The sequence below is a fragment of the Thiocystis violascens DSM 198 genome (assembly GCF_000227745.2).
Taxonomy (GTDB): Bacteria; Pseudomonadota; Gammaproteobacteria; order Chromatiales; family Chromatiaceae; genus Chromatium; species Chromatium violascens.
Window position 1 is genome coordinate 2,162,368 of sequence record NC_018012.1, and the last position, 22,295, is coordinate 2,184,662.

Here is a 22,295-nt window from a genome sequence, read left to right on the forward strand (position 1 = left end):
CGCGGTTTCATCAGTACAGCCATCGGATTCCGAACACCCTCCATGCTCAAGCAATTCGACGCCCTGCCCGACGGACTCCTGGACGCGGAGAGCCACCAACTAAACGCCTGGCTCGGCGCGCCCACGCTGATTCATTTATCCGGCGCGCGCGAACCGGCGCTCTTCGTCTCCGTGTTGATGCACGGTAACGAGACGGTCGGCTGGGACGCGATCAGGAATCTGCTGCAAGCGCGACTCGCCCGCTTCGGCGAGTCGCGCCTACCCCGTTCGCTCACGATCTTCATCGGAAATGTCGCCGCCGCGGCCAGCAGTGCGCGCCATCTTCCCGAGCAACCCGATTACAACCGCGTCTGGCCCGGCTCCGTCACGCCCCACACGCCCGAACACGACATCATGGCGCGCGTCGTCGAGATCATGGCCGAACGGAGGCTCTTCGCGAGTCTGGATTTGCATAACAACACCGGCTCCAATCCCCACTATGCCTGTATCGATCAGATCGACAATCGCATCCTTCAGCTTGCGACACTCTTCAGCCGCACAGTCGTCTATTTCAAACGCCCGACCGGCGTCCAGTCGATGGCCATGGCGCGGCTCTGTCCGGCCGTCACCGTGGAGTGCGGCAAGGTGGGCGAGCAACATGGCATCGAGCATGCGCGGAACTTCATCGACGCAGCATTGCATCTGAACGACATCCCCGATCATGCGCTACCGGCTCAGGACATCGACCTCTTCCACTCCGTCGCGCAGGTCACGGTACCTGCCGAGGTTCGCTTCAGCTTTTCGTCTGACGAGGTCGACCTACTCTTGAATCCAGCCCTGGAGCATTGGAATTTCTGCGAGTTGCCGCGCGGTACGGCCTTCGGCCGACGACTGAATGGGAAGGCGGCCCGATTGGAGGTCCGTGACGAACAGGGGCTGGACGTGAGCGAACGGTATTTTCACGCCGAGGACTTCGAACTGCGCCTCCGTCAGCCCGCCATGCCATCCATGCTCACCCGCGACGAGACCGTCATCCGCCAGGATTGTCTCTGCTATCTGATGGAACGTTATCGCGAGCATCTGCCGCAGCGAAACTGATCGCCTGCAGCCAGCGGCTTTCAAGGTCCGCGTCTTGGCTCTCAAGCGATGAGTCGATCATTAAGCGAACGCAGGCGAGCGCTGCCCTTCCTAAGTAACTGTCCACATAGGATTTTCCGATTTCCCGATTTTCCGTTCGTCCTTCGACAAGCTCAGGACGAACGGAAAATCGCACTCCGAGGTTGACCTTGAATCCGTTCGTGGTGAGCTTGTCGAACCATGAACGGATTCAAGGTCGCCACGCACAGAGTACAGTTCAAATCGGGAAACAAGTTCCTAAAGTCCGAGACCGTAGCCTCCTCGTTGTCGTAATCGTGACCGCGGTCTCGACATGGCGAATATTCGACTACGACAACGACCTGAGACGGTCCTGGAACTTTCGCACAGTTTGCACTAGGGAAGCTGATCCAGCCGGATATTGGACGAGGTACGTATCGTTTTATCCACCGCGCGGAGCGCAAGCGGCGCCATCACCGCCAGCGTCCCAAGCAGCAACAGAATCTCGACAAAATAGACGAACGCATAGCCGACCACCGGGCCGGTAAAGTCGGGACCAAGCGATCCGGACTGCGCAAGACCGGAAACCAGGTCGCGGACCGCTCCGCCAAACGCCATCGCGACCCCACTCGCGGTTGCCTGAACCGCGCCCCAGGCACCCAGCGCGAGACCGCTGTGACCGCCTTCGGCCAGATCCATGGCGGCGGTCAAGGTGCCGACAGCAAAGAGACCGGCGCTAAATCCAATCAGCCCGGTGCCGATCCGAAACACCAGGACCGACTCGATCGATGCCGCATGGATCACCGACGCGAATGCCACAAGGCCAATCGTCGCCCCAAGAACCGAGAGTCGATAGGCACTGCCCCCGCGACTCAGGAAACGCCCCGCGAACGCGAGCGCCACCAGCGTCCCGGCCGCCAGCAATGCGGTGAGTGCCGTGGTTTGAGAAACCGTCATGCCCAGAACTTGGCCGCCGTAGGGCTCCAGCAAAATATCCTGCATGGTAAAGCCGGCCGTTCCAAAGCCAACGCCAATCAGCAAACGGCTCGCGCGCCCGCCCTGCGAGAAATCGCGCCAGGTTTCCATGAACGGAGGACGCTTTTCCGGGGCGGCGGCACGCTTGGGATCGATCGCCTCCTGCTTCCACAACGCCACGACATTCAGAACAATGGTCGCCACCGCAGCGCCTTGAATGAGCTGAATCAGTAATTGCTGGGAGAAATTCGTGAGCAGTTGGCCGAACAGTAAGGCGCTGAACAACATGCCAAGCAGCAGCGTCACGTAGAGCAAGGCAACGACGCGCGGGCGTTTGTCGACAGGAGCCAAGTCCGTCGCCAATGCCAATCCAGCGGTCTGGGTCGTATGCAAACCCGCGCCCACCAGCAGAAAGGCCAGCGCGGCGCCGATTTTCCCTAGGACATTGAGCGCGTTGTCGGCATCGGCCAACAACAGCAGTGCGAACGGCATAATGGCGAAGCCGCCAAACTGCAACATACTCCCCATCCAGATGTAGGGAATGCGGCGCAGGCCAAAGGCCGAGTGGTGATAATCGGAGCGATGACCGATCAGCGCGCGAAAGGGCGCGAAAACCAGGGGTAAGGCGACCATGGTCGCAACCAGCCAGGTCGGAACGCCTAACTCGACGACCATGACGCGATTGAGCGTCCCGGTCAGCAAAACCATGGCCATGCCCACCGAGACCTGGAACAGCGACAATCGTAATAAACGCTTCAGCGGCAGATCGGCCGTCGCCACATCGGCGAAAGGAAGAATCCTTCGCACAAGCTGACGCCAGGCGAGTAACTGTTGTTCATCCGGGCGACTCATGCCGTTTTCATCTCCGAAACAGGAAAGTGAGATGGAGAAACTGTACCTGACATTCCAAAGGCAAGCCAGACACGATCTGGCAATGGCAACTCCAACATTTTTTAAACAAAAAAAGCCAATCCACCCTTACGTTGCGGATCAGCCAGAATCACCCGAATCATTGAACCAGAAATATGAATTTGGCGGTGCGGAAAATCAATTTCGAGAATTTGAAAGGGATTTCGACGGCAGATGGAAATACCAGTTTTCCGCATCCCATCTACCGTCAATCCTTAACACACTGACTTGTGCGCTCAAGGATGTTGAGGTCGCCTATACGGAGACCCTCATCCAACAACCTGGATCAATTCCAGCCAAGACCAACCGCGAACACAACCCAATGGACAGCGATCGCAAGCACTAAGAGCGCATAGAAAATCGGCATCAGCCAAGTCGACGGATTCACGACCAACCAGATTTTCCAATCGTCTTCCGGATTGCTTGGCTTTTTGACGTCGCTCATTGTATTGACCTCTAAATGTATGGACTAGAAACCGGTCGAAGGCGAGATTCTTAGAACCAAGGCTTCGCGGCGATGACAAACAGATGCGCAAGGGCAGCCAGACCGACGAATGCGGTATAGGTCACCTTGAACTGCTCATGGAATTCTTTCGCTTGCTGCTCGGTCAGACCCGACAAGGATTGCTCGGCCATCGATGTATCTCCCAAGGGGATGATTTAACAATGCCACTGTTGTTACAGATGGCTATTTTTCTGTCGCGGCTGAATATGCCACGACGAAACAAAATCTTACTGAGCTGGCGCAGCCTCGACAGCAGGCGCGGCTTCAACAGCGACAGGCGCGGGAGCCGACCAACCTTGACCCGGCAGCGAGAAGGCAACGACGTGAACCAGAAGTGCAACGACCAGGACGGCGAGCAGCGTCGGGATCAGCCAAGTGGCTGGATTGACGACCAGCCAAAACCGATAATCCTGCTCAAGCGGCTTGTAACCCATGAATTCGATATTCATAACATTCATCCCGACTCTAAATTACCACCAAGGATTCGCTGCAATCACGAACAGATGCGCGAGCGCGGCCAGACCGACGAATGCGGTATAGGTCACCTTGAACTGCTCGTGAAATTCTTTTGCCTGCTGATCGGTCAAACCCGACAGACTTTTTGCTGCTTCAGCCATGTTGGCCTCCGTTTTAAAATGATTCGTGTGATTGCGACTGACAGCGAAAACAAACAGGGTCTTCCGATCCGAATGATTCCGTCTGCCTATCTTGGAGCCCCATGTCACTCCGGAGATCCTGTGTGTCATCTTAGCTTGACATCATGGAATGTCAACCTTTCAAGACAAAAAACCTGATTTTGATTGTTGAGACTAAGCAGGATCAGTACGGCATGCGTTGACTCTGGCGTCCCGGGCATCGACGCACGTCGCGTTTGACACGTATTAAGTGATTTATTTTTTTAGCTTTTCCAACGAAGTCGATCAGCGCTTTCCGCCAACGAAACCGAGCGCAACCATGCGAATCCCTTCTGGACGCCATGCGCGCATCAGACAGGATCGCTTCCAGCGCTGACAGCGCTTGGGGTTTCGAGGACGGTTCCGTCTATGTGCTGCCTCAGTCGGTCGCACAGCCGACAGTTCACCGTTGGCTGGCGCGCGACGCATAACACCCTCATGATCGCGTGATCCTGCGTAAAACAGAGCAGATGCCAAGACAAACGCTTCCAGCGAGTTGGTCAAACTCGACAGAACGAAGGACTAGAGAGAAAACGGCACGAAGGACAGAGAGAAAACCACAGATAAGCGGGGAGCAACAGTAGAGCGGATTATGATTTTTATACTTTAACCACGGAACTGCACATCGACACTTGGCAGTAGCGATACTTGCATCACGACACTTTAACTACTTCTGTGTCGCAAAAGGGAGACACATGTTTAGATGTGTCTCATCCTTTCTGGCTTTAGGGCGCGCGGGAGGCACGCCCATGGCTTTACGAAAACATAACGCTTACGCAAACCAGATCCGAAGGGATCAAGCCCCCCAGCCAAGCCCGATTGCAAACACGACCCAATGGACGGCGATCGCAACCAGCAGGACAGCAAACAGAACTGGCATCAACCAGGTAGCTGGATTGACGACAAGCCAGATTTTCCAATCGTCTTCTGGATTTTTCGGCTTTGCAACTTCGCTCATTGTATTATCCTCGTAAATTATGGACTAGAACCGGATGAAACCAGGGATTGTTACCACCAAGGCTTCGCGGCAATGACGAACAGATGCGCAAGCGCGGCCAGACCGACGAATGCGGTGTAGGTGACCTTGAACTGCTCATGGAATTCTTTTGCTTGTTGTTCGGTCAGACCCGACAAGGATTGCTCGGCCATCGTTATACCTCCCATTGGGATGAATGACATTGCCACTGCCGAAACAGTTGGCTATTTTCTTGCCGCAGCTGATTGCCCCGGCAACACAAAACTTTACTGAGCGGGCGCAGCCTCGACAGCAGGCGCGGCTTCAACAGCGGCAGGCGCAGGCGCGGACCAACCCTGACCTGGCAGCGAGAAGGCAACGGCGTGAACCAGAAGCGCAACGACCAGAACGGCCAGTAACGTCGGGATCAACCAGGTAGCCGGATTGACGACCAGCCAAAAACGGTAATCCTGCTCAAGCGGCTTGTAACCCATGAATTCGATATTCATTGCAATACCTCGACTCTAAATTACCACCAAGGATTCGCCGCAATGACGAACAGATGCGCAAGCGCGGCCAGACCGACAAATGCGGTATAGGTGACCTTAAACTGCTCGTGGAATTCTTTCGCCTGCTGCTCGGACAAACCCGACAGACTTTTTGCTGCTTCAGCCATATTGGCCTCCTTAATCAAGGATTATGAGCTTTGTATTTGTACGCTAGACGGCCTTCCGATCGTCAGCAGGCCCTCAGTTGCACACCGGCCCTTCAAAAGGGACTTAAAACAGTAGGATCCGTCTGTGATCCTGAGTGTCATATTAGCTTGACACCGCTAGATGTCAAGTAGATTTTACATCCAAATTCCAACACGGCGACGACGTCACGACGAGTCACAATACGCTTCTGAGATACTTGATGATAAAACCCATAGCCGCGATCGAGGCAGTCGCGATAAACCCAACCTTCGCCATGTAAAGAAGCATGGAGATGACTGGACTGAGATTCGGCGCTCCCACGGATTCGGAATCGTCATCTCCTTGAGCGTGTGTCGTAGCGCCCGCATCCTTGCTCGCGCTGTCTGACGCATCCCCGGCCGCCCTTGGCTCGGCAGCGCCGACTTGATAAGGAGCGCAGCCGGTGACGCGAAAAAACTGGATTTCCGCATCATCGCCCTCTTTCTCCATGATGACGAACTCGGTTTCCAGATCGAGCTTTCGTCTCGCCGCAAACTCTAGTGCAAAAGCCTCCGGGGTATCGGCTTCGTCGAGGAATTCCCAGGATTTTTGTTTTTCGGGCCAGGTTCGCTTTGCCGCGTATTTCACTCGCAATTCCTCTTGGATGGACCAACGCGCGTTGGTGCTTATTGATTGGGACTTGTCTGCTGGAGCCTCGGCGCGGCCTGAGTAACCTGCGGCGGCCCTTGTTTCCAGGTTCTGATCTGGTACCAGACACGCCCCAGGTGTTCGTGAATGGCCAGGTAACTCAATTTGAAGGCGCTCGCGGACGGCAACCAATCGCGCAAGGTCAGTTCCGTCTCCCAGCCCGGATGATGCGCAAAGGCGGTTGGAGCTGGGGTGACGGTCAGGCCGGCCGACTCGAACGCCTCGACGGCGCGCGGCAGATGCCAGGCATCACTGACCAGCAGGATGTGCGCGATGCCATCCCGTGACAGCAATGGCGCGGTATAAGCGGCGTTTTCCCAACTCGTTCGGCTCTCCGACTCCACCCCCGCGACGACCGCGCCATAATCCTCGCGTAGCAGGTTGGCCATCAACACGCCCATCGGCGGATACTCGCCGGGCTGGGCGCCGCCCGTGACATAGAGTGGAAGCCCAGTCGTCCGAGCGACCTTCGCCCCATAGCGCACCCGTCTCAGACTGGCATCGTCGAGTGTGTCGCCGCCGTATTCCGGCGCGCCGGTCACGCGACCCGCGCTCAGAATGACGATCGCCTGAGCCGTCGACGGAAAGGGCGTGGCGGGCGTACCCAGGGCGGAATACCTCTCCAGCGGTTCCATGAGACGGGTGCCGACTGGCGAGAGGCTCATCAGGGTCAGGACCGTGACGGCCGTGAAGAGCAGCAGACGACCAAGAACGCCGCGGACCAGAAAAAAGGCCGCAATCAGCATCACGATCAAAATGCCGGGCGGGAGCAGCAAGCTTTTCAGAACGCTGTAAACCATGATCCCGAAAGCGACGATGAAGGGGTTGAATAACGTGCCGTTGCTTGCGGAATTACGCGATGACGGCGCTCGCCTGGCGATCGGCATGATACGAGGAGCGCACCATCGCGCCGCTGGCGACATTGGAGAACCCCATTGTTTCCCCCATGACACGCAATTCGTCGAACTCGCCGGGAGTCCAGTAGCGTGTCACCGGAAGATGATCGCGACTCGGCTGAAGATACTGCCCGATGGTCAGCATGTCGCAATCATGATCGCGCAAATCCTGCATGACCGCACACACTTCCTCGTGCGTTTCCCCAAGCCCGAGCATGAGACCCGACTTGGTCGGGATCGCGGGATGACGAGACTTGAATGCCTGGAGGAGTCGCAGCGAGCCGGCATAGTCCGCGCCGGGCCTGACCTGACGATAAAGTCGCGGTACGGTTTCCAGATTGTGATTGAATACATCCGGCAAACCATCGCCTGAGAACTGGTCGAGCGCGATAGATTCCCTACCGCGGAAATCCGGCACCAGCACTTCCAGTCTGGTGGACGGATTCCTGGCGCGGACCGCTCGCAGGCAGTCGGCAAAGTGACCTGCCCCGCCATCGCGCAGATCGTCCCGATCGACCGAGGTAATGACAACGTAGCGCAGACCCATGGTCGCGACGGAATCCGCCAAATGCTGTGGCTCCTCTGTATCGACCGGTTTAGGCCGTCCGTGCGCGACATCGCAAAAGGGGCAGCGGCGCGTACAGATATCGCCCAGAATCAAAAAGGTGGCGGTGCCATGATTGAAGCATTCGCCGAGATTGGGACACATGGCTTCTTCGCACACGGTGGTCAGCTTGCTTTGTCGCAGCAGGCTCTTGATGCGCGCCACGCCAGGCCCGATCGGTGCCTTGGCGCGAATCCAACTTGGCTTGCGCGGGATCTCTCCGCCCGTCTCCACCTTGACCGGGATACGGGCAAGCTTATCCTTGCCGCGTTGATGGGTGTCCGGGGTGGAACGCGAAGGCGTGATCAGGTGACTGGGATCGGACATGCATGGGCTCGCGAGTCAGAAAAAACGGACGATTGAAACCGCAAGGCGGCGGTCAAACGATGCATGCCATGCCGGAGGCCATTGACGATCATTCGGTCAAGAGGCGACCGATCAATAACGGAAACCATGGCGTGAACCACTCCGGATGCACCCGCAGGGCACGCGGAATGACCGGCACCCCCATCCAGCGCCAGGCGCCGATTTCGGCCGGATCCGGATGAGGGACTCCCGCATAAACGCCATGGAAAATATGCAGGTATTCGTGCTCGATCAAACCCGAATCCTGATCCTCGGCCCGATAAATCAGCTGCGCACGCTCGGTGAGCGGGACGCGAATCCCGAATTCTTCCTTCAGGCGTCGTCCCGCGGCCATCGAGGTCGATTCGCCTGGCCGAGGGTGCCCGCAACAGGTATTGGACCACCGCTTCGCGAAATGATATTTCACATCCGCGCGACGCTGTAACAACAAATCTCCGTCGGCATTGAACACGAGAATCGAAAAGGCGCGATGGAGATCTCCGGTCCGGTGAACATCGAGCTTGCCCGCCGCGCCAAGCATGCGATCCTCCTGGTCCACGACGATCACTTCCTCCAGTGCGTCGCGCTGCGCGGTGCGTTCCAACTCGTCGGCGGCAAGGGGGCGAACAATTTGGGCGCTCACGATTCGTCTCCCGTGCATTTCCCAGCGGCTTCGTCGGGCGGTGCGATGTCATTCCGCCCGAATGTCTCGATCGCCGCACGCAACTCCACATGCTTCGCGGCCTGTTCGCCAAGGGAAACGCCGGCAACGATCGCATCCCATGCCTGACGGATGCTCGCCGCCCCCCCTCGGGGCCCCATCGGATGACCAAAGACGCCGCGGCCCGGAACGAATCCGAAATCGATCGTACCAACCTTATCGTAGACGCCCTTCAATGTCCCGGCCCAATCGCTCCCGCCAGGGACAGGCAAGCTAGGCTTGATCGCGCCCATGGGTGCAAGACAGGCGGCAACATTCTCTCTCACTTCGTCATCCGACGAATGCATTCGCTCCCCAAACCCCGGCATGATAATCGCGTCGAACCCCGCGAGCCGCTGGAGTTTGGCAAAAACCCTGGAATGAACGCCAAAGTTGGGAAGACGGCTGAACGGGGCGATAAAGGGGAAATGCGCAATCAGCGGCACACGCGCGTGTCGACGCAGCATGCGGACCGCGCTCAAACCGACGGGCATCGCGTTGATCAGCAGGGCGTTCGCGCCATTCGCGACGGCGATATCATGTAAGTCGATCAGACGCTCCACTTCATCCGTGATGTTTGCGAGATAGAACTTTGGACATCCCGTTGCCTGCTCTGCCCGTTGCCGTGCCGCGCCCAAGAGTTCCGAGCGCCGCGCCAGCGGACACCATTCGGTGTCGCCCAGCATCTCGTCGTCCTTAGCAATATCCAGTCCGCCCAGCCAGCTTTGATAACCCAGGTCGCTGAAAGCTTCTGGTGGCAACCCGATATTCGGCTTGATCACGCCAAAGAAGAGTGGCCGATCATAGACCTGAAGCAGGTCACGGAGTCCTTCGACCCCAAAACGCGGCCCCTCGAACTCGGCCAGATAGGCATCCGGTAAATGAATGTCCAGCAGTTTGACGACCGGTGCTCCGGGCGAAAAGAACGTGCCTTCTCCGCAGACGGCGCTCAAGAGATTGGGCAAGCGGGGACCGAAATTCCCATGCGGATGAGCGATCGTCACCCGGCAAGCCTGCACGTCACCACCCTGAGAATGAGCGATTCCGTAGCTGAATCCGGGCCGACCCGATTCCAGAACGGTCAGGTCGACGACCCGCGCGGCAAAACGCGGCCTGAGGTCTTCGGATGAACCGACGCGCCGCCATTGAGCCGTCGACTGCTCGGAACAGAAATGCGCCGCCGCGATCCGTGGATCGCCGATACATTCGAGATAGTAATCGAGAATGATATAGGCATCCGGGTTCAACGCGGCCGCATCGGCGAAGAACCCCGACCAATCGGAATCCTTCATGCGCTAACGAACTCCAGAAACCTGCACCGCAAGTGTTCGCTCATCGCGGGGGCCGTCCAGTTCAAGAAAAAAGATGGATTGCCAACCGCCAAGGAGGAGTTCGCCGTTTGATACTAAAATAGTCGCAGAGGAATTCATGAACAGACCCAGTAGATGGGAGTGCGCATTGAGCCGGCCATCGACAGGATTGTCGTTGTGTCGGTAGTCCGCATCGCTCGGAGCGAGCCGATTCAGGAAATCGAGCATATCCTGCTGCAACTTCGGCTCCCGTTCGTTCAGTGCAACGAATGCAGTCGAATGAGTCGAGCAAATCGTCAACTGGCCATCTCGCACCCGATGACGAGAATATATCTGCTGGATCCGCTCGGTGATATCGATGATCTCGATCGGCGTGCGGGTCGGCAACGCAAGACGTTCATGATGAAAAAACATAGGTAGGACTTAAACAACCACGGGCGAGGCGAATGTTCGGCATTCCCCCGCCCGTCGGTATATGGACTACTGACTGTCCTACTTTCCAGCCGGCAAAGGGGCCATCTGCGAGACAGCCGCAGGAGTCGCCTCCGAACCTTGCAACCAGTTGAAAGCCGGGCTGCTGAGCAGAATAAAGTGGATCAGCAGGGCAAGCACAAACAGGAACCCAAATAAGGCAACAAGCGTTCTGCGCGGATCGAAGATCTGCCAGAGTTTATACATCGCATTCATCGAGTCATCTCCTGAATCATGACACGGGATGCGGCAGATATCTGCCGGCTTCCCGTCTTTATCCGTTGCGTGGCTGTACTGTAACTGCTACAGCCAGGGACGCCAGAGCCATGCCAAGATATGAGCAATGATCACGATACCAAAAAACATGGTCATGCTCTGTGTGAAGATGGCATGAAACTCTTGAGCCTCTGCATCGGTCAGCCCGGTCATGCTTTTTTGGTCAGCCATTGAATTATCCTCTTATTAAATTATGCCAGTCGGCAATTACCGCGATCTACCCCGCGGCGGGGATTATTCTCAGCGCGTCCGACAGGTTTGCAATACATGCCCTTGGACGCTGCCGATAACCTGAAGTGGAGACTTAAGCGCCACTCAACCAATTGAAAGCTGGGCTGCTGAGCAGGATGAAGTGGATCAACAGTGCCAGCACGAGCAGAAACCCAAAGAGGGCAACCAGGGTTCTACGCGGATCAAAAATCTGCCAAAGTTTGTGCATGTGTATTCTCCGGTCTTTTAAGGTAGGCGCTGCTGAACACAACAATCGCCTTATCGCTCACGAACATGAAAAACCCCAAGCCATTACAGCCAGGGACGCCACAACCACACGAGGATGTGTGCGACGACCACGATCCCCGTAAACGCGACGAAACTGGACACGAAGATACCGTGAAACTCTTTAGCTTCGTCTTCGTTCAGTCCAGACATCGAGCGGTTTTCAGCCATTGGATGGTTCCTCGTTGATCGTCAGGCTGGCGAACTGGCTACACCAGCCACGCCAATCCTATCTCACATTCCGCAGCTTTTGCCATTTGACAATCGCTACGGCCTTCTTTCTGTTTCCTGACGCCGGATAGACACCCGGCGCCATCCATGCCAACCGGCAAACCAGTTATAACTTCTGCGCGGTTGGCTCCGCCACTTCGACTGGAGCGGCTTCCACCGGAGCCGGCGCTACCGGAGCCTGCTCCACAGGCGCAGCCGCCTTGGTGGGGCCGGCCAATGCCGGATAATCCTTCAGCATCTTTGCCGCATACAGCGGTTTGTAAGCGCCTTGGTGACAGGTCACGCAGCTGATCTTGAAGGGATCGCCATATGGACCTTTCCGCGAGGCTGGGAGCACGTCATTCAGCGGCCAGATATAGTTCTGGTTGAGATCCCGTACATGACGGATCGCATACCAGGCCGTCGTCCGTTTCGGCGTACTCTGATCCCAGGCGAAGAACGAACGGGTGTTATGGCAGAAGGTGCAGTTGACGCCCAAGGCATCGGAGATCTGCATCATCAGCGCATAGGTCCACTCCGCCTGCTTGATGGACGTCGTATTCCCCTCGGGCAGCGCCGTCGTTCCAATCACCCGAATCTCGTTTGCCTGATCGAGGAAAGGCGTGAACGGGTCATAAGGCAATGCCGAGTAGGCTGCGGTGGATGCCGCAATGTTCTGACCCGTCGGCTTCACGCCAGAGGGCTGACCCGGACCCGGATCCGTCACCCACACATACTTTGGAACCGGATTGCCGCGATGGCAGGTGTAACAGGTAATGCCTGTATCCGCCACGTGATCCTTCCAGTTCGCATTCGTTTGCTGGGTCATCTCGAACATCCGACGCGAAACCACCTTGGTGTAGATGTTGTCGGACGCGAAATCGCCGGGAACGTGACAGTAATTACAGCCTTCCTTCGGCGAAACCCACAGGGTCACCGCCACCATCAGCCGGGTGAAATCCGCGACACTGAGGTCGCTCAACACCTGCACATTCTTATAAACGTCCGTTACCTTGGGGCCACCCGGTGCAGCCGCTGGAAGCGCCTCGGGCGGAATATTCGCCTTCACGCTCGCCTCAAGGAGGCGTGGATTGTAATTCTGCTCCATCCCCAATCCACGATATCCGATCTGCACCACTTCCGGCGGCGGACGCTCGCAACCTAGCAGGAGCATGGAAGCGACAACCGCAACCAACGGGACTGCTGCGTGCTTTCCAATATTCATTGCGACACCCCCTGCAGCGTATATGGATCCTGGACGAGCACGTCAATCGGATAGCTCGGCGCAACACCGTGCTTTACTGCCCAGAGATACCAATTATCGACGACCGTGCCGGTCAACAGGATGCCGATGCCAGCGGTGATGACCGTCAGTACCGCGAACCACCAACTCCAGCGATGGATCGACTCCATCGAGGCATTGAAGCCCATGGTCCAGCGCCAGAACAGCGCGGCACGCTCAGCTGCCGTTCCTCTGTCCACGATTTGGTCGATCTCGCGATCACCACCAAATCGACTGACCGAAAGAATCGTTGCGCCATGCATTGCGAACAGCAGAGCCGAACCATACAAGAACGCGATCGACAGCATGTGGAACGGGTTGTAATACAGATTTCCGTAGCGAATCGAGAAAGCTGCTGTCCAATCGAGATGTGGAAAAATCCCGAAAGGCACGGCTTCTGCCCAACTTCCCATCATGACCGGGCGAATGAAACCCAGACTTAGATAGAAGAAGATTGCCGCAGCGAATGCCCAAGACAGATGCTGACTCATTCCCAAGGCTTCGGCACGTTTATAGGTACGAACCCACCAGAGAAGAATCGACACGGTCAGGAAGAAACCCGCCATCAACCACCAGCCACCTTCGGATAAAGGCGGAATGCTCAGGCCATACGCCGGGGCGGGCGGCTCAAGCGCGAGCCAGAAAAAGTTCTTCACGAACTCGATCGGACTCCAGTCCACGGATGCCAGCATGCTAAAGCCGATAATCCCAAGCGCCACAAAGCCAAAGATCAACGACAAGGTACCGGTAAACCCGAGATAGAGCGGTCCAATCTGCGCATCCCCGATCTTCCCTAACCAATAGGAGAAAATCGGCTTACCAATCCGCGGCAGACTGCCTTTGGGCAGGTCAACCCCGGGATAGGCCGGAGAGCGTACCTGCACACTGTTAAAAATATTCTGATATTCAGGCATTGTAGTCTCCTAGATCCTACCAGAGCGGGAGCTCAAGCCACCAGTTCCACCATTCCGGCCATCCGCGCGTCCAGAAAGGCCCACTGATAACGATACACACCGCACTCCAGAATACGGCGCTAAGGGCCAGGAACAGACCTAAGCGATGGATGGCAAGCGCGCCAATGGAGTAGCCAACGATATCCCGGAAGAAGGTGTTCTCGTGCTCGCTGGTCTTGACGGTTTCGCCTTCCTGAGGATTCGTCACGGACAGAATCAGGGAGCCGTGCATCGACAGCGCCAAGGCGTTCGTGAAGAAGAAGGTGATCGCCAGCATGTGAGCCGGGTTGTAATGGAAATGCAGGAATTGGTATCCGACATTCGAGACCCAGTCGAGGTGGCTCAGGATTCCATAGGGGAAACCATGACCCCAACCGCCGAGCAGGATTGGCCGAACCACCACGAGCACGAGGTAGGCGGCAATCGCAAAGGAGAATGCGAAAGGAACGTGGAAACCGATACCGAGCTTGCGGCAGATCTCAACTTCTCTCAGCGCCCAGGAAACAAATGCACCGATTGCGCAAAGCGTAATGATTTGCCATAGACCGCCTTCGGTCATCGGAGCCATTTGCAAGCCGTAGCTGAGATCAGGGGGAGCGATGCTGATCTGCCAGAGATTAAAGGTTTGAAGTTCCGCGTTTGGACCGATGGTGGCGCCCAGGACGATCAGGAGCGTTCCTAGCAGTGCGAAGAAGAACGCCGACACTCCGAAGAAGCCGACATAAAACGGCCCCACCCAGAAGTCGAATAGGTCTCCCCCTATCAGCGTCCCGCCACGGACGCGGTATTTTTTCTCAAAACTGAGCATGGCCATTGTAAAACCCTCTGCTGGGGAGGCAGCCTGGCCGGATGCCTCCTCTTAGCACTGTCGGCGGTAGGTGAGGCTTGCCATGGGGTATTGCCTCGCCCGCCACCCCCGTCAAGGACGCGATTACCGTTGCGGTACAACCGGCGTCACTTGTTGGACCGAAGCGGCTGGAACGCCATCTTCGAGCCAATTGAACTCGGCGGTGCTGAGCAGAATCATGTGAATAGCAAGGCCCAGAACGATCAGGAAAGCGCCCAGCGCAATCAAAACCACACGGGGGTCAATCAGCAGCCAGATTTTCCACAGATCAGATGAAATCATTGATTTTCTCCACGAATCATTAAGTAATGGGTTCCGCTTACGGCCGGCTCATTGCTGAATGCCAGCCCATCACCCAACAACGACTACAGCCAGGGGCGCCACAGCCAGGCAAGGATGTGCGCAATAATGACGATACCGAAGAACATCGTCATGCTCTGCGTGAAGATGCCATGAAACTCTTGAGCTTCAGCGTCGGTCAACCCGGTCATGCTGGTATTGTCAGCCATCGATCAATCCTCCGAAATTAGGAGTTAAACCTCAGTTATGCCGCACTCAGCCCGTGCGGCGGGGGGTGCGCCGCAGCCAACCCGCCACGGCAGAGAAGCCACCCGATACACGGGCAAATTCTCGATACGCGACCCCTTAACGGGAACCGCGAAAAACCTTTATCTCGACTCTTCCTCACCACACATCAGAGCGTTCACGTCCGCTCGACGAGCCCGGGGTTTTCCGCTGAATGCGCGTTTGATCGGAGCCAAGGCCAGAGGCAGAGTCTGAGTCTGAGACTCTTCGCCCTTCCCATTGCTGTTCGAATCGGTATGCGCGGACTTGGCGAAAAAGACCTAATTAGCGGGTGCCTGGATTAGGTGTCAGTCTAGCTTGACTGACACGGATGTCAACCTACATTTACACCTGATTTTGCGGGACATGACCGGGAACAGGAAGACGCCACCCGCAAGGCCGCCCCTCAGCGACCCGCGACGCCCCTGCCCTCGTTCAAAGAAAAATGGCGATCATGAATGCCCGAATCGCCTCTCGGCTCGGGGGAGTCGCCACATGGGATTTTGATGGGTTCGCGTCACCTGCGATCGCCGATTTGCAGTCGGCGCTCCCGGCCGCCACGCCGATGCGCAGCGACCGCAAGCAACTCGGCAATCTCCGTGGATTCGATGGTCGTTTGAGGTGCGTGCCGAAAGGATCGGCAGACAGGGAGTCAACGGTCGCGATCAAACGTCCTGAGTTGCGACGACCCGCTCGGCGGTCACCCGTTCCTCGCCCGCATTGCGCGCGGCGCGTTCGGCGCCATCCCGCAGGCGTTTGGCGGCTGAAATCCGCACCAACACTGGCTGTGCATCGACGATCTGATCGAAGACCGCGCGCGCGTCCTCGTCCCAGGGAAGTTCGCGGTGCATCCGTGCCGGGGTGGGATCAACCTTGTCGAGATCCGTACCGAGCGGAATGATGTTGAACAGTGCGTCGAACAGCGCGTTGCAGACCTCTTGGACAAGATAGGTCGCGCCGGAATAGCCCATGAACGGCGTTCCGGTATGGCGCCGGATCACGGTGCCGGGGAAGGACGCAGGGATATAGGTCGCGCGCGCGCCGATCTCGGACAGATACATGCGTTCGTTGTAACTGCCGAAGACGATCAGCGGCGTCTTGTCGCGGATGGTCTGACGGATGAGATCGTTGTCCGGCTTGACGCCCGCCTTGCGCGCGAAGGCGAAATGACAGGGCAGCCCCAGTTCGTCTTCAAGAAAATGACGCAGGCCGCGGGCATAAGTCTCGGTCGCGGCGACGCCAAAACTGGCGGTGCCGAAAAAGTCCTGGGTGACCGAGCGCCACAGATCCCAGATGGGCTTGATGGTCGTGTGTTTCTCGCGCTCGATGAAGGGCTCGGGATCCAGCCCGAGCAGTTCGCCGAGCGTGCGCAGGAACTTGGTCGTGCTGTGCAGCCCGATCGGCGCCTGAAGGAAAGGACGCTCCAGCGCCTCGCACAGGGTCCGCCCGAACTCGCGATACAGACAGATATTCACCTCCGCGTCCGCCAGTTTCGACACCTCGTCCAGATGACTGCCCAGCGGGAAGGTCAGATTGATCTCGGCGCCGATCCCCTCCACCAGCCGGCGAATCTCGGCCAGATCGGAGGGCGAGTTGAAGGTGCCGTACATCGGGCCGATGATGTTGACGCGGGGTCGCTCACCGGGTTGACGCGGCTTGCGCTGGGGGACAACACCCTTTTTTGGGCCAAACTGCGTCCACAACCAATAGATGGCGCGGTTGGCGCTCTGCCATTGATCCTCGTCGATGGTGCGCGGCAGAAAGCGCAGGATATTGGTGCCTTCGGGCGTCACGCCCCCGCCGATCATCTCGGCGATCGAACCGGTCACCACCACCGCCGGGCGCTTGGGATCCAGGGTTTGATAGGCGCGGCGCATCGCCTGCTCGGTCCCCTGCTGGCCGAGCTCCTCCTCGCCAAGCCCGGTCACCACCACCGGCAGCTCATGCGGCGGCAGACCGTCGGTGTAATGCAGAACGGCCGTCACGGGCAGGTTTTCGCAACCCACCGGGCCGTCGATGATGACCTGAAGCCCCTTGATGGCGGCAAAGGCATAGACGGAGCCCCAATAACCGCCCGCGCGGTCGAGGTCATTGATCAACATTGCAAAGCGCCCTCTCGATTCAAACCGCGTCTTGACTGAGCGTGAACTTAACACCCTCGCCAGGGATCAGACTTGGCGGGTATAACACGACACTAAACGCGATTCGAATAAGTTAATGAAATCAGATTGCCAAACCCTGTCTCCAGCGGCAAGACGCGAACAGCAGCCCCTGCAATCGAGACGGGTTGCTCACGTTATCGAGACGGGTTGCTCACGTTATCGAGTCCGACTGTGTCGAAGTAATGACTTAGTTTTTTGCGAGGTATGTCATGCAAGCTTGGCCTGTAAAAGACGCGAAAGCGCGGTTTAGTAAATTATTAGATGCGTGCATTTCAGAAGGGCCACAAATGGTTACGAAACGTGGCTCTGAAGCTGTGGTTCTCGTTTCTGTCGATGTTTGGCGGCGGCTGCAAAATGCTGCGCAACCTTCCTTAAAGCAACTCTTGTTGTCTGACGTTGGGCGAGCAGATTTGGTGATTCCTACGCGCGGTCATACGCGTCGTTGTCACGACCAAGGTTTGGAATAATTTCGTATATTTTCTTGATACGAAAAGTATTTCCGAGCATCGACGCCAGAAACCTCATGGTATCGTCGTGTCTTGGCTTCAGAGTGTTGAAGATAAAGACTTGTTCGCTTGACAGACGTGTTAGCCCCCAGTCTTTTTTAGTAAATACTTTGGACCTGGATTCAATAAGGGCCTTTGAGATTTTACTTCACGCTCGCGAAGAGCGGCAGCGATGCGTTTGATATCATGACCATAAGCCGCAACATGTTCTTCACGGTATTTACGAACTTCGTCAACAATAGGATCTTTCGTCATGACTACTTCCAAGTTCTTCTGGAGAACATAACTGAGGGCATACGTAGCCAAAGAATTCCACAACCAGAACAATAGATTTCTTGGTTTCAGCGTTGTTGATATGCTTGAATTTCCATGTGAGCAAATAATCCGCTCCCTGGGTTGCCGCAATCCGATATGAAGAGCGTCGTCTTCGATTCATCTCAGCTCAAAGCGTCCTTTCTCGTTTTCCCACCAATCAAGCGTTATTGCCTGACGACCGGCAATCACAATGTCACGCTAGGACGTGAGGCAAGGTAACTGATGACCGAAGATTCGATATAGGCCACTGTGGTTTCATATTTTTCGATCTTCGTTGGTGCAACTTTCCGCTGGCCCCAGTCAAATTGCATCGAAATTGTAGATAATGTTGAGCTGATGAATACGTTAGCGGCCCCGCTTGCACGAACTTTCAGAATGAGCGCCGTACGGTCTGCGGGGTCTGCGTTTTAACCGCTTGATGGATCATTATTGCGTGATTGCAAGACGTGACCCCGATAGCTGCTACCCGGCTGTAATATTCATAAATACCGCTTGCCCGAGGTCATTCATCAAGCGTTGGCACAGTATTCGATGGGTTTCACGGCCAATCGGCGTCGATGGCAAAGATCAATGTCATCGCGTGGCCGTTCTACCCATCCTACCTTGCTACCTTGCTACCTTGCTACTTGCTACTTGCTCTGCAATTCATCATTTAGCCTAATTAGTTCTACTTTGTTACTTTAATTCAAACGCATTGACTATCCCGTCGCGGTCAGCTTGTAATAACGCTCGATATCCTTGCGCCTTTGCTCATGCCTGACCCGCATTTGCTGGATTCTTTTTTCGACCGCATCCGGATCGTTGAGTAGTAAAGCGATGATGAGAAGCCGAAGATCACGGCAACTCACCAATGGATAATCGGTTTTGTGCAAAAGACGCTCTTTAACAATAAAGGACAGCGACAACATCACCAGCGCCATATGGTGGTGCCAGGCATTCCATTTTCTGACTTGATAATCTGACATTCCTAATTCGCTTTTGGCTTCTTGAAATGCCCGTTCAACCCAATAGCGCTGTGCTTGCATGTAAGCCAGCCTTTCGATCGGGGTGCTCCGATAATCGACATTACTGAGTGAGTATTTGATCTTGTTGTCCGCGTGATTTCGGCTGATGACCAATACCCGCTCGGTCACGCGCTCCGACTTGCCATCCCAAACCCACACGGGAGCGGTATGAACGGACAGCGTGATCGGCCCTTTGGCCCCATTGCGAACGGCCATCGTGCGCCATTGGAAAGGATAAAGATGGTCGGCATACCATCTCACTTGCGTGGGGTCGCGATCAGCTTGAAGTTTGGTTGGCTTTCGTCCTCGCCCAGCGGATTCCGGAACCGATAGAATGGGTTTGAGGGGATAGATCATCTGATCGCAATGAACATCAAGCAGAAAATTTAACCCTATGTTATCTAAAGAAACACCAAGCTCTAACCCGTGTCCGTACAGGCCATCACCGCCCACCCAACCAATGTCTACGCCCGCCGCCAGATCGGATTGAATCATCTCCAGTGCGAGTTCGATCTTCGTTTTAAACTGACGTGCCTCTTCAGGAATACCCGCTTGGTCACATCGCTTTAAATCAGCGGTCCAGGACGTTGGAAGGAACAACCGCTCATTAATTAACGTGCTCTGTGATTCCCAAACTAAGCTGGCATAAACGCCCACCTGGCAATTCTCAACCTTACCAATGACACCGGCATATTGCCGCGCGACGCCAACGGAATACTTGCCTTTCTTGAGATGCGCTGACTCATCAATGATGTAGCCGACATCCCGACCGCGATAATTCGGCTGATTCGCATACAGACTTGAGGTGTCTTGGGCGATCGCACCGATGAGGTTTCCCGCCGACCACGGTGAATCTGTGATGAACTGTTGGATCCGTTGATAACCATCACCACCGGACACATCAATTTCTTCGTTGATGCGTTCGAGATTCCGTTTTCCGGCTTCAGTTTTGAGAAGACCCATGATGTAAGCTCGACTCAGTTCATGACCATCAGCTGTTTCGTTTTGAAAAATTCGTGATAATCCTCCAGATGAGCGGAGAGGTTACCAACCATGTTTTTTAACATCGCATCGGTTTCGCTACCAATCGCGTTAGCCATGATCTGCCATTTCCAAATAAAATTTTCCCTGAAAATAATATTTGAAAATCATAAGCTTATGTCAAGCTAACAAAGTAGAATTAGCAATTCAAGTGCCGTGGCTAAAACAACCTTTGCCACAGTCGCGTCTATGTCTCTTCCATGCCCCGTATAGTCTCTTAATGGTTTAGCAACAAACCTCAGTAGCTCAATAACATCCTTAGATAGTGAGTTGTTTTTTTGGTAGTGCCCTTCTCTATATGATTTCACGAATGAGCTTTAACTGAGAGAGTGCTATTATAATGATGGACAAAATGCCAAATAGCTCCAATATGGTTCTCAAGCTTTTTTGAGAAAGAAAGTGCTTTTCGTACGAGCCTGGAAATACGTTGCCTGAGTGTGCAGTTGTATCGTTCGATATGATTTGTCTTTCCCGATTCCTTACCGACAGCGTAATGACGGAATTCTGGAAAAACGGATTGATAAGCTTCCCAAAAATCGGTGTAGAAATCGGCCAATTCTTGATAATCGCGTGGCAATGAATTCCATAATCCTTGCGCACCCTTAATGCCACGAGATCCGATATAAAGTCCGACAACATATCCAGAGTCACGATCTTTCGCGATCCAAACCCATTGTTTTTCATCTTTTTTCAAAACAAATGACCACAGTTCGTCGCACTCGACAACCAGTCGAAAATCAGACAACTTTGGCACGTTTAATTGGCGCGGAACGCCCTCGTATTTTTGATTGACATAGATTTGCAACCAGGATTCAGAGACATTTGCAACACGCGCGATACCAGCAAGCGCAATCCGTTCAAGAAGCAGTCGATCGATCAGCGATTTGGTCTCTTCAGAAATCGCTGAAACTAAGGGGTCAATCACGAATTGACGGCCACATTCCCGACAAAGATGGTTTTGCTTTCCGGTTGCATTAAATCCATTCTTCACGATCTTGGTGGTGTTGCAAGTTGGGCAGTGATTCATGTTTGAATAAATCCAGTCAGATTTTAGATCCTATAGATTGGGGCACTACCGTTTTTTTCATGCATATTTACCAACAAATCCATATTATCAGCTCGCCCTTTCCACTCTTTTTTGCCTACATGCTCTCTTAATGTTCGCTCCAACAATGGAAAAATCGCTCTACAAGAGGATACTACTTGTCTGCTTGTTGGTTTTTTCAGCAATTCCAACTCATGAGCCAAATCTCTGCTTATACAAGACAACGCACCTTTGTTAGAAACAGATAATAACTTATTACGCATTGCATCAAGCGGAAACCAATCATTGTTAAAACGAATCTTCCCTTCCAGCCTATCTGCAAATTCATAAAATTCCTGCTTGTTTAGCTCTAAGTTTTTCAGAATGTATTTATACCCAAACAAAGACAAAGAGAACTGTACAAGGGCTTCCGAAAACTGCTCAACAACAATCTCAAACCACATTATTTCATTTAATGTACGATATTTTTTATAATGATTCTCTGTTTCTTCATTTAGAGGTATCGAAATATATGGCTTGCAGCAATCGATTACTTCGCTCAACTCGTTCCATGCGTGTTCAGTAATATGTTTTTTTACATCCTTAGTTACGTTTGCCACGATGCCACGTTTGATAAATTCGTGTAATATCTCGGAATCGCAGAAGTAATTGTTAAAGAGCCATTTGGATCTTATTTCATCATTATTTTCAACGCGCGTATTTAACTTAGCAGACCATAAAACGTGACTGTCTAATTGATGGATGTGGGCTTCGAGCCACAAACCAAGTGTCTCGTCCTTATGTTCCGATGGATAA

The 22,295-nt window shown here is 54.8% G+C and carries 33 protein-coding genes; 3 read left to right on the plus strand and 30 right to left on the minus strand.

Features of this window, described 5'->3' with window-relative positions:
- Positions 1–42: 42 nt before the first annotated feature.
- Positions 43–1,077, plus strand: a complete 1,035-nt coding sequence (locus THIVI_RS09565; RefSeq protein WP_014778392.1) for a M14 family metallopeptidase — start codon at positions 43–45, stop codon at positions 1,075–1,077.
- Positions 1,078–1,470: 393 nt separating this feature from the next.
- Here THIVI_RS09565 and THIVI_RS09570 read toward each other — a convergent pair whose 3' ends face one another.
- Positions 1,471–2,901, minus strand: coding sequence for a BCD family MFS transporter (locus THIVI_RS09570; protein WP_014778393.1), 1,431 nt, complete (start codon positions 2,899–2,901; stop codon positions 1,471–1,473).
- A 31-nt stretch (positions 2,902–2,932) separates the two neighbouring features.
- Between THIVI_RS09570 and THIVI_RS25100 the strand changes: the two genes are divergently transcribed.
- On the plus strand, positions 2,933–3,304 hold the full coding sequence (locus tag THIVI_RS25100; protein WP_014778394.1) for a hypothetical protein: 372 nt from the start codon (positions 2,933–2,935) through the stop codon (positions 3,302–3,304).
- On the opposite strand, the gene pufA (THIVI_RS23600) is transcribed toward THIVI_RS25100, so the two are convergent.
- From pufA (THIVI_RS23600) to bchZ, 24 genes are all read right to left on the minus strand, one after another.
- Positions 3,245–3,403 (minus strand): light-harvesting antenna LH1, alpha subunit, encoded by a 159-nt coding sequence (gene pufA, locus THIVI_RS23600; RefSeq protein WP_014778395.1) that lies wholly within the window; start codon positions 3,401–3,403, stop codon positions 3,245–3,247. The genes THIVI_RS25100 and pufA (THIVI_RS23600) overlap by 60 nt on opposite strands.
- A gap of 50 nt (positions 3,404–3,453) precedes the next feature.
- Complete coding sequence (gene pufB, locus THIVI_RS09575) at positions 3,454–3,594, minus strand: light-harvesting antenna LH1, beta subunit (RefSeq protein ID WP_014778396.1); 141 nt, start codon at positions 3,592–3,594, stop codon at positions 3,454–3,456.
- 96 nt (positions 3,595–3,690) lie between these two features.
- The gene (gene pufA, locus THIVI_RS09580) at positions 3,691–3,912 is read right to left on the minus strand and encodes a light-harvesting antenna LH1, alpha subunit (RefSeq protein WP_041446920.1); all 222 of its coding nucleotides are present in this window, start codon (positions 3,910–3,912) and stop codon (positions 3,691–3,693) included.
- Between the two features lie 21 nt (positions 3,913–3,933).
- Complete coding sequence (pufB, locus tag THIVI_RS09585) at positions 3,934–4,080, minus strand: light-harvesting antenna LH1, beta subunit (protein ID WP_014778398.1); 147 nt, start codon at positions 4,078–4,080, stop codon at positions 3,934–3,936.
- Between the two features lie 853 nt (positions 4,081–4,933).
- Positions 4,934–5,095, minus strand: a complete 162-nt coding sequence (pufA, locus tag THIVI_RS23605) for a light-harvesting antenna LH1, alpha subunit (RefSeq protein ID WP_014778399.1) — start codon at positions 5,093–5,095, stop codon at positions 4,934–4,936.
- Between the two features lie 50 nt (positions 5,096–5,145).
- Entirely contained in the window at positions 5,146–5,286 is a 141-nt protein-coding gene (gene pufB, locus THIVI_RS09590) for a light-harvesting antenna LH1, beta subunit (protein ID WP_014778400.1), read from the minus strand.
- A 93-nt stretch (positions 5,287–5,379) separates the two neighbouring features.
- Complete coding sequence (gene pufA, locus THIVI_RS09595) at positions 5,380–5,601, minus strand: light-harvesting antenna LH1, alpha subunit (RefSeq protein ID WP_014778401.1); 222 nt, start codon at positions 5,599–5,601, stop codon at positions 5,380–5,382.
- 20 nt (positions 5,602–5,621) lie between these two features.
- On the minus strand, positions 5,622–5,768 hold the full coding sequence (gene pufB, locus THIVI_RS09600) for a light-harvesting antenna LH1, beta subunit (protein ID WP_014778402.1): 147 nt from the start codon (positions 5,766–5,768) through the stop codon (positions 5,622–5,624).
- A 214-nt stretch (positions 5,769–5,982) separates the two neighbouring features.
- Complete coding sequence (locus THIVI_RS09605) at positions 5,983–6,414, minus strand: hypothetical protein (protein ID WP_014778403.1); 432 nt, start codon at positions 6,412–6,414, stop codon at positions 5,983–5,985.
- 38 nt (positions 6,415–6,452) lie between these two features.
- The gene (locus tag THIVI_RS09610; protein WP_014778404.1) at positions 6,453–7,274 is read right to left on the minus strand and encodes a YdcF family protein; all 822 of its coding nucleotides are present in this window, start codon (positions 7,272–7,274) and stop codon (positions 6,453–6,455) included.
- A 52-nt stretch (positions 7,275–7,326) separates the two neighbouring features.
- A complete protein-coding gene (gene lipA, locus THIVI_RS09615; RefSeq protein ID WP_014778405.1) occupies positions 7,327–8,301 on the minus strand; it encodes a lipoyl synthase in 975 nt (324 codons plus the stop codon).
- A gap of 88 nt (positions 8,302–8,389) precedes the next feature.
- Positions 8,390–8,962 (minus strand): isopentenyl-diphosphate Delta-isomerase, encoded by a 573-nt coding sequence (gene idi, locus THIVI_RS09620; protein WP_014778406.1) that lies wholly within the window; start codon positions 8,960–8,962, stop codon positions 8,390–8,392.
- On the minus strand, positions 8,959–10,311 hold the full coding sequence (locus tag THIVI_RS09625) for a RuBisCO large subunit C-terminal-like domain-containing protein (RefSeq protein ID WP_014778407.1): 1,353 nt from the start codon (positions 10,309–10,311) through the stop codon (positions 8,959–8,961). The genes idi and THIVI_RS09625 overlap by 4 nt, the downstream gene beginning before the upstream one ends.
- A 3-nt stretch (positions 10,312–10,314) precedes the next feature.
- Entirely contained in the window at positions 10,315–10,743 is a 429-nt protein-coding gene (locus THIVI_RS09630; protein ID WP_014778408.1) for a secondary thiamine-phosphate synthase enzyme YjbQ, read from the minus strand.
- A 78-nt stretch (positions 10,744–10,821) separates the two neighbouring features.
- Positions 10,822–11,016, minus strand: coding sequence for a light-harvesting antenna LH1, alpha subunit (pufA, locus tag THIVI_RS09635; protein WP_014778409.1), 195 nt, complete (start codon positions 11,014–11,016; stop codon positions 10,822–10,824).
- 87 nt (positions 11,017–11,103) lie between these two features.
- Complete coding sequence (gene pufB, locus THIVI_RS09640) at positions 11,104–11,247, minus strand: light-harvesting antenna LH1, beta subunit (RefSeq protein WP_014778410.1); 144 nt, start codon at positions 11,245–11,247, stop codon at positions 11,104–11,106.
- 133 nt (positions 11,248–11,380) lie between these two features.
- On the minus strand, positions 11,381–11,515 hold the full coding sequence (gene pufA, locus THIVI_RS23610) for a light-harvesting antenna LH1, alpha subunit (RefSeq protein WP_014778411.1): 135 nt from the start codon (positions 11,513–11,515) through the stop codon (positions 11,381–11,383).
- A gap of 83 nt (positions 11,516–11,598) precedes the next feature.
- Positions 11,599–11,742, minus strand: coding sequence for a light-harvesting antenna LH1, beta subunit (gene pufB / locus THIVI_RS09645; RefSeq protein WP_014778412.1), 144 nt, complete (start codon positions 11,740–11,742; stop codon positions 11,599–11,601).
- Positions 11,743–11,908: 166 nt separating this feature from the next.
- Positions 11,909–13,006 (minus strand): photosynthetic reaction center cytochrome PufC, encoded by a 1,098-nt coding sequence (gene pufC / locus THIVI_RS09650; RefSeq protein ID WP_014778413.1) that lies wholly within the window; start codon positions 13,004–13,006, stop codon positions 11,909–11,911.
- A complete protein-coding gene (gene pufM / locus THIVI_RS09655) occupies positions 13,003–13,977 on the minus strand; it encodes a photosynthetic reaction center subunit M (RefSeq protein WP_014778414.1) in 975 nt (324 codons plus the stop codon). Before pufM ends, pufC begins: the two co-directional genes overlap by 4 nt.
- 16 nt (positions 13,978–13,993) lie before the next feature.
- Entirely contained in the window at positions 13,994–14,830 is an 837-nt protein-coding gene (pufL, locus tag THIVI_RS09660) for a photosynthetic reaction center subunit L (RefSeq protein ID WP_014778415.1), read from the minus strand.
- Positions 14,831–14,947: 117 nt separating this feature from the next.
- Positions 14,948–15,145 (minus strand): light-harvesting antenna LH1, alpha subunit, encoded by a 198-nt coding sequence (gene pufA / locus THIVI_RS09665; RefSeq protein ID WP_014778416.1) that lies wholly within the window; start codon positions 15,143–15,145, stop codon positions 14,948–14,950.
- An 83-nt stretch (positions 15,146–15,228) separates the two neighbouring features.
- Positions 15,229–15,372 (minus strand): light-harvesting antenna LH1, beta subunit, encoded by a 144-nt coding sequence (pufB, locus tag THIVI_RS09670; RefSeq protein WP_014778417.1) that lies wholly within the window; start codon positions 15,370–15,372, stop codon positions 15,229–15,231.
- Between the two features lie 720 nt (positions 15,373–16,092).
- On the minus strand, positions 16,093–17,529 hold the full coding sequence (gene bchZ, locus THIVI_RS09675; protein WP_014778418.1) for a chlorophyllide a reductase subunit Z: 1,437 nt from the start codon (positions 17,527–17,529) through the stop codon (positions 16,093–16,095).
- A 269-nt stretch (positions 17,530–17,798) separates the two neighbouring features.
- Between bchZ and THIVI_RS23615 the strand changes: the two genes are divergently transcribed.
- The gene (locus tag THIVI_RS23615) at positions 17,799–18,056 is read left to right on the plus strand and encodes a type II toxin-antitoxin system Phd/YefM family antitoxin (protein ID WP_014778419.1); all 258 of its coding nucleotides are present in this window, start codon (positions 17,799–17,801) and stop codon (positions 18,054–18,056) included.
- A 120-nt stretch (positions 18,057–18,176) separates the two neighbouring features.
- On the opposite strand, the gene THIVI_RS25105 is transcribed toward THIVI_RS23615, so the two are convergent.
- The 5 genes from THIVI_RS25105 to THIVI_RS24670 all read right to left on the minus strand — a co-directional run bounded on the left by THIVI_RS25105 (position 18,177) and on the right by THIVI_RS24670 (position 22,261).
- The gene (locus THIVI_RS25105; protein WP_169315567.1) at positions 18,177–18,350 is read right to left on the minus strand and encodes a hypothetical protein; all 174 of its coding nucleotides are present in this window, start codon (positions 18,348–18,350) and stop codon (positions 18,177–18,179) included.
- Positions 18,351–19,108: 758 nt separating this feature from the next.
- Positions 19,109–20,377: an IS701 family transposase gene (locus tag THIVI_RS22720; RefSeq protein ID WP_014778420.1), complete on the minus strand. Its 1,269-nt coding sequence runs from the start codon at positions 20,375–20,377 to the stop codon at positions 19,109–19,111.
- 14 nt (positions 20,378–20,391) lie between these two features.
- Positions 20,392–20,514 carry a hypothetical protein gene (locus tag THIVI_RS26050; RefSeq protein WP_014778421.1) on the minus strand — a complete coding sequence of 41 codons (123 nt, stop codon included), beginning with the start codon at positions 20,512–20,514 and terminating at the stop codon, positions 20,392–20,394.
- A gap of 245 nt (positions 20,515–20,759) precedes the next feature.
- Positions 20,760–21,482, minus strand: coding sequence for an IS1 family transposase (locus THIVI_RS23625; RefSeq protein WP_014776653.1), 723 nt, complete (start codon positions 21,480–21,482; stop codon positions 20,760–20,762).
- A gap of 23 nt (positions 21,483–21,505) precedes the next feature.
- A complete protein-coding gene (locus THIVI_RS24670) occupies positions 21,506–22,261 on the minus strand; it encodes a hypothetical protein (RefSeq protein ID WP_169315568.1) in 756 nt (251 codons plus the stop codon).
- Between the last annotated feature and the right edge of the window lie 34 nt (positions 22,262–22,295).